3 protein-coding genes are annotated in these 3,214 nt (G+C 70.2%); all 3 read right to left on the reverse strand.

The window, feature by feature from the left end; all coding sequences use genetic code 11:
- Positions 1–685, reverse strand: a 685-nt coding sequence (mddA, locus tag AC1D01_RS26920; RefSeq protein ID WP_477871831.1) for a methanethiol S-methyltransferase, incomplete at its 3' end; no start/stop codon positions are given.
- Between the two features lie 29 nt (positions 686–714).
- Positions 715–2,811 carry an alpha/beta fold hydrolase gene (locus AC1D01_RS26925; RefSeq protein ID WP_477871833.1) on the reverse strand — a complete coding sequence of 699 codons (2,097 nt, stop codon included), beginning with the start codon at positions 2,809–2,811 and terminating at the stop codon, positions 715–717.
- Positions 2,801–3,214: hypothetical protein (locus AC1D01_RS26930; RefSeq protein WP_477871835.1), on the reverse strand; the 414-nt coding region annotated here is incomplete at its 5' end. The genes AC1D01_RS26925 and AC1D01_RS26930, both read right to left, overlap by 11 nt.

The raw sequence follows: 3,214 nt of genomic DNA on the forward strand, positions 1-3,214 counted from the left end.
AGGCCCGGTAACGGTCGCCGAACTGCGCGACCAGGTCGCGCTCCTCGAACCAGATGCCGATCAGGATGTAGCCCGTCGTGGCCACCGCGAACAGCAGGTGGCCGGCCGTCATCACCGGCGTGGCCCAGAAGCCCAGCAGGAAGCCGAGGTAGATCGGGTGGCGCACGTGCCGGTAGAACAGCGGCGTCCTGAAGACCGGTGCGGGGATCTCGCGCCCCCGCCAGCCTGCCAGAACCTGGCGCAGACCGAACAGCTCGAAGTGGTTGATCRGGCAGGTGCTGATCAGCAGCATCGCCCAGCCGAGCCAGAACACCGCCTGCAGCGCGATGCGCCCGGCTGGATCGGCGACCGACCACACCACCGGCTGCGCGATCGGCCGCCACTGCCACAGCAGCAGCGCCAGCACCACGGTGGCCGCCAGCACGAAGCTGCTGCGCTCGACCGGCTCGGGCACGATGCGCGTCCACCAGCGCTTGAAGCCACGGCGCGCCATCACGCTGTGCTGCACCGCGAACAGGCCGAGCAGCAGCAGGTTGACGACCACCGCCTCGGCCAGCGGCACCGCGCTGCCGCTGTCGATGTCCTTCGGCACGGCCACGCCGCCGACGAAGCCGATCGCATAGGTGAAGGTCGCAAGAAAGAACACGTAGACGGCAACGCCGTAGAGAACCCCGAAGAAGGCCATGGCTGAAACTCCCAAGAGATGCCGGCGAGCTAGCGTGCCCACCAGCGGTTGTCGAGCACCTGCGCAATGCGCAGCGCCGCACGCGCTGCGCCATCCATCTCCACCGGCCGGTAGCGCACCGGTTCGTGCATCGCGGCCAGGGCGCGCTCGGCCAGCGTGTCGGGATCGAGCGTCGCGTAGTCGAGCGAGCGATCGGCTCCGTAGTTGGCCAGCCGGCAGCGCACGTGCACGCACTGCTCGAAGTGGCGCTGCAGCGGAAAGCTCAGGAACGGCCGGCGCGTCGCCACCAGTTCCATGCATGTCGACAACCCTCCCTGCACCAGCGCCAGGTCGCAGCACGCGAGGTGCTCGTACAGCTTGTGCACGTAGGGCCGGATCTCCAGCCCGTCGAGCTGCGGGAAATCGTCGGTGGCCAGGCGCGGGCCGGCCACGACGATCAGCCGCAGCTCCGGCAGCGCACGCTTCATGCGCGGGAAGGCCTGCACGATGCGCCGCAGCAGTGGCCGGCCGACGGCGGTGCCGCCGACGGTGGCGATCGCGATCTTCTCGTCGCGGCGATAGCCATGCAGCGCACGCAGCCGCTCGGTGTCGGCCAGCGCCGCCGGATCGAAGGGCAGCGCGTAGCCGCAGTAGCTGAAGTTGCGGTCGGTCCAGTCGCGGATGCCGGGCAGGCCCGGGCCGAAGGGGGCCTCGGTGACGTCGTCGCGGTTGCCGACGAACAGCGCCGCATCGCGGATGCCGGGGTAGCGTGCGACATGCTCCAGGTCGTCGGCATTGCGGTCGGCGCACAGCAGGGCCTCGCGCTCGTTGCCCGGCTCCATCGGCAGGCAGCCGACGAAGTCGGTCAGGAAGACGAAGGGCTGGCGCTTCAGCTCCGGGTTCTCGTGGTAGTGGTAGTCGACCTCCCAGGCCTCGTCGCCGACCACGATGTCGTAGTGCTCGGACTCCACCAGGTCGATGAAGGTCATGAAGTTGCGCGTCATGATCTCGTCCATCGTGCGCAGCGCGAAGAAGACCGACAGGTCGTGCTCGCCGGCCTGCTGCTCGAAATGCCGGCTTTCGTTGGCCAGGCGCTGCGTGACGGGATGCAGCCGCTCGCCCTCCTGCGCGAGGTAGCGGGCCGCCGGATCGACGGTGAACCAGTCGATGTCGAGATCGGGTTGCAGCGTGCGCAGCGAACGCGCGATCGCCAGGTCGCGCTGCACATGGCCGAGGCCGATCGCGCTGGAGATGAAGAGCGCCCGGCGCCGGCGCTTCATCGCGCGCACCCAGGTCGCGCGGCGCGGCGCGCCGCCGATGAAGTCGCGCACGCTGCGGTTGAAGAGCACCGGGTCGCGCACCGCCGTGACATGCCCGCCGCCCTGCACGGTCAGCAGGCGCGAGCCCGGCACCAGCGCATGGATCGCCTTGCCCTGCGCGTACATCACGCGGTGGTCGTCGTCGCCGTGGATCACCAGCGTCGGGCAGGCCACGCGGCGCGCCAGTTCCCGCACGTCGTTGCCCTTCCAGGCCTTGCGCACCATGTTGATGATGTCGCCGCTGGTGGCCCGGGCGTAGCCGACGCCGTCGTCGAAGGGCTTGCTCGAATGCGGCTCGCTGAAGAGGCTGGCCATGAACGCATCGATGTAGCCCGGCCAGTCGTCGCGCGTCTGGTCGGCCTCGGCCTGCACCCGGCGCGCGATCKCGTCGGTGTCGACCAGCGATTCCGCGAAACCGCCGGCGATCACGAGGTGGCTGACGCGCTGCGGCTGCTCGGCCGCGACCCGCAGCACCGTCATCGCCGCGCACGAGATGCCGACCAGCGCGGCACGCTCGGTGCCGGCCGTGGCGTCGAGCACGGCGACGAAGTCGTCGTGGAAGATGTCGAAGCTGTAGGCGTCCTGGGTGGCCGGGCGGTACGAGCGGCCGTTGCCGCGCCCGTCCATCGTGATGACCCGGAAGTGCTGCGACAGGTACGGCACCGTGGCCTTCAGCATCTCGCTGTGCACCATCTGGATGGGCGGCGCGAAGGCGATCCACGGGCCGCTGTCGCCCMACACCGCGTACCAGATGCGCACGCCGTCGCGGTCGACGAGCCCCTGGCGGGCCGGCTCGATGCTGGCGTAGGGGCTGCTGCTAGCGTCCATCGCCCTGCCCTGCCGCGCGGGCGTCGAGCGATTCGAGCAGCTTCTGCACCGCATCGAGCGCCGCCCGGTGCTGCGCCCGTTCGTGCTTCACGCCGAGCAGGTCGGCGAATTCCATGCCGAGCCAGAACTCCGAGATCCAGCAGGCGATGACGTCGGCCGTGAACGGCGCCGGCAGCGTCACCCCGGCCGCCGCGAGTGCCGCCACCGCCTCGCGCACCACGTCGCGCACCAGCTGCTTCCAGGCCAGCAGCCGCGGCAGGAACTTCTCGCGCAGGCCGGCGTTCGAGAGGCTCGCCGCCCACAGCTCGGCCTGCACGCGCACGAAGCCGGACGAGAGGTCGTTGTCGTAGAAGCGCCGCGCCTCGGCCCACTTGCGGGCGTAGCCGCCGGGGCCGGCATACAT

The sequence above is a fragment of the Rhizobacter sp. P3_B12 genome, from assembly GCF_056402895.1.